This is a genomic window from Vibrio sp. B181a, assembly GCF_030248375.1.
Classification (GTDB): domain Bacteria; phylum Pseudomonadota; class Gammaproteobacteria; order Enterobacterales; family Vibrionaceae; genus Vibrio; species Vibrio campbellii.
In genome coordinates this window covers 1-3,401 of the sequence record NZ_JAHGAD010000074.1, presented here as the reverse complement: position 1 = coordinate 3,401, position 3,401 = coordinate 1, and the positions used below count along the sequence as shown (strand labels likewise).

General features: G+C 50.8%; 5 protein-coding genes. All 5 read right to left on the bottom strand.

All coding sequences use genetic code 11. The annotated features are described in order from the left end of the window. Nucleotides 1–688: 688 nt before the first annotated feature. Nucleotides 689–958, bottom strand: a complete 270-nt coding sequence (locus KIO97_RS23140; RefSeq protein ID WP_285384049.1) for a hypothetical protein — start codon at nucleotides 956–958, stop codon at nucleotides 689–691. Between the two features lie 71 nt (nucleotides 959–1,029). Continuing rightward, nucleotides 1,030–1,515 (bottom strand): hypothetical protein, encoded by a 486-nt coding sequence (locus KIO97_RS23135; RefSeq protein WP_285384048.1) that lies wholly within the window; start codon nucleotides 1,513–1,515, stop codon nucleotides 1,030–1,032. 19 nt (nucleotides 1,516–1,534) lie between these two features. After that, on the bottom strand, nucleotides 1,535–2,536 hold the full coding sequence (gene yejK / locus KIO97_RS23130) for a nucleoid-associated protein YejK (protein ID WP_285384047.1): 1,002 nt from the start codon (nucleotides 2,534–2,536) through the stop codon (nucleotides 1,535–1,537). Between the two features lie 7 nt (nucleotides 2,537–2,543). Further along, a complete protein-coding gene (locus KIO97_RS23125; RefSeq protein WP_233969509.1) occupies nucleotides 2,544–2,813 on the bottom strand; it encodes a hypothetical protein in 270 nt (89 codons plus the stop codon). Continuing rightward, nucleotides 2,810–3,401, bottom strand: a 592-nt coding sequence (locus KIO97_RS23120) for a hypothetical protein (protein ID WP_285384046.1), incomplete at its 5' end; no start/stop codon positions are given. The genes KIO97_RS23120 and KIO97_RS23125, both read right to left, overlap by 4 nt.

Here is a 3,401-nt window from a genome sequence, read left to right as displayed (position 1 = left end):
TCAAACTCGCAAACGAGGGGCGCCAATTTAAAATAAGAGTGACTCAAACAAGGCTCCTTTCTCTTTATAATAATATAAGAAACAGTCAATCAACACACATTCCCACTAGATACAGTGTAAGCGTCTTTAAATCGACTCATTGAGCATCGAGATAATAAGTCACTCTTTTTCCACGACGTCGCTCGCGAGGTGGGCGTCAGCCTTCGCCATCTGAATTATCCACTGGCCTATGTGTTAGAGTTTTGTGAAAGACAGTCACTGCCGCCGTTAACGGGCATCGTCCTCATCAAGCAAGAAACCGTTCGCTTACAACGCGAATGCCCCAGCGCGCACTTTAGGCTCAAACACCAAGGGCAATTCTATTACCCCTGTGACGCATCTTTCGAGGCGCTTTATCAACAAAAACTCGCACAGGTAAGACAGTTCGATTGGCAAGCAATCCACTATGCCCCTTCGCCTTTGACGGTCTTTGAGCTAAAAAGCCAATGGTTAGAAGCAAAAAAAACAAAGAGCACCGGGGACACCCCACGCTCACCACCTCAGTCAGTTGGCCAGACGCTGACGCCATTTATTGAAGCGAAAAAACAAAAAAACCGACGCGAGAGAGTCGCGTCGGTTTTCTTGGCTGTCCTTTGCACGTTAACTCGATGGGGGATGTCCGAGTCAACCTCGCTAAGCTTAGTATGCTTCATACTGTTCCACGATGGTCTTCTTTTAAAAATCGGACTTCCATTCTCATTATCCCTAATGACTTAACCAATGCCGCTAGGTGGTCGATTCGCCACGCGCGCAGTGTGTTGGCTCTTCCAGCACGAACCGCATATTGTGCTTGCCGAGAGAAACTGACACCGATAAGATGGAACTTACCGGGTGTGTGGGACGATTCTTGCGCCAACACCCCATCAAACGCCTTCGCCAGCGCCAAGCGTTTGAACTCCCCTTCTTTAATATGCTCCATAGCGTCAACAAAACCTCATAATGACAATAACATTTCGTCATTATGTTGAACTGTTCTGGAAATTGCACACATTAAGGTGTTGTGTTGTGAATTTGGGCTATCAGCATATCAAACAATAGTGTCGCCATGCTCTGAGTCTTCATCTTAATGGCGTATTCCTGCTCAGGATAAACCCATGGGCATTGCAGCCAGATAATATTCTCCTCCCCAGCCATCTCATGCAGAAAAGCTTCTGTTTTTCCTTTAGACCGAGTCGCACACACCAAAATATCAAGTTTACTCTGACTTTCTAATCTTTCTATATCCTCTTTCATCGCTTCAGGAGTATCCCCACCAGACACAACCCCAACCACTTTACCGAGCAGGCGATAAGAGGTCGCAATATCGATACCCTCAGTGGACAAACAACATAAATATTGGTCGGTCACATGGTCAATATTTCTTTCACTAGAGGCTTCAATAAGTTCTTTTAACTGTTTATCTAACGTCTTCAACGCGCTGGACTTACCGACATCAGCAGCGCCAAACAACGCGATGGCTTTCATACTGCGTTTCATATTGTTCCTTATTATTTTGCTACCGTCGCCTCACCAACTGCTCGCGCAGATTCGGTGGCACGCCTTTCATGATCAGCGTATCGGTGTCTGGGTCGTAAAAAATCCGTTCATTGAGCAGCGGCGCCTCAAAGGTCAGCGACACCCCGCCGCCACTGCCGACAAACTTGGTTAACGGTTTGAGCGTGCTGCGCTGCACCGGAAACTGCGCATCGAGCTCATAACCTTGATGCTCAGCAAACGCTTCGAAGTTCTGGCCATCCACACTGACAGGCAGCGCATTGGAGAGCTCGCGTATCACCACTTCATCGCCGGCTTTGAGCTGCGCGGTGCAGTGGTCAAACACCTGCTGTCGATACTGGTGAGACTCATGCCTGTCTAATTGATGGTCGGCGCAAAAATCGTCCACCGCCTGCAAAAGCACCTGGTTCTGCGCTTTGACATCCAGCCCCACTTCCGCTTGCAAAAAATCGAGGAAAAAATCCAACACGCCACGCCCCACTCGACCTTTGATGTACGTCAGGTAACGGTCGCTTTCTGGGTGATGCGCTTTATCCGATAAATTAATGCACGCCGCGATGGTGATGTTCTTGAGTTCGAGGTAATCCGTCGCACTGATATCGAGTGACCCGGTCACCTTAAGGCTTTGCTGTATCGGCAACAAACCGATGAACAGGTACTCGGTGGCCAGGTGTTGATAGTGCGCCATGACTAAGACGCCTTCATCGGCGAACGGGTATTTCACCAGCTCTTGATGCAGCTTGGTGGCGCAATCACAGGAAAAGTCATGAAACGTGTGATGGCCTTGCTGATAGGACAGCAACCCCGCGAGCACGTCACTGCCCGGTTGGAACAAGCCATAGCCTTTGCCGGGTTTGTGGATAAAATGTTGATGGAGCAGCGCGGCCAGTTGCTCCGAATGCGCGTCGCTGCCTAGCGGCGCGCTGCGAAGCTGCAGATGCAGCTCGTCTTGGGTTTTCCTGATAAGTTGATGCAAAGCTAAATGGTGAAGTTGTAAGCTCATCTTAACCTCAATGCACGCTGCGCGTGAGTACAGGCAATAACATGGCCAGAGGGGCCTCCACTTGTATATGAGCACCATCGGGTACTTCACCACTCATCATCGTCAGCGCAAAGCGCTCAACGTTAACCGGCGTCAGCAGTGCCATCTTAACCGGTTCGCCTTGCTCGTCTCGCAAAGTGGTATGCGGGTAAATGTCTAACACGCGAAATTCATCACTGTAGTCACTTTTGACCACCCAAGTCACGTTGTCGCCGGCTTTAATCGCGCTCAGTTTCATTGGAAATCCTCTTGGTTTAGCGAGCCTTTGACCTCAAATCGAGCGGTGATCGTGGCTAAGATAGCCTCCATCACCGTCTGCTTAGACTCGAGACAGATCATGTCGTCATTAAACAGCTCTGCGGCCAGCACGGTCTCCCCGTCCACCTCATGAACCACCAGTTTTCCGAGGTAGCCGAGCGTTCGATGGGTAAAGCCTAGGCAATACCCTCGATGATCGTAACTCATGGTAGCCTGTACGCCTTCAGGGAGGTCGTCAGGCGATAACGGCGTTGGTGTGGCGCTCGGCTCAGGCGAAGCGGCGCGCCGCCGTTTTTGTTGACCTAAGGCTTCCAGACCCGCGTGGGGGATGCAAGCAGGCAGCTTTGACAGCGGAAACGCCGCCGCAGGGGCGTCGCCTTTTTCATACTCTTGCTCTCTGCGCTCCATGACGGTCAAGAGCTGCTGCGCAATGGTGCGGGCATCGTCAAACAAAGCGCGCTTCTCCGCTCCTTGGATAACCTGCCCTAATCCAGGGAAGAGCATGAGTTCACAGTCGCCATCGAGCAAGAGATGCCCGTCCATGATGGTGTCTCCCTGACATCGCGAC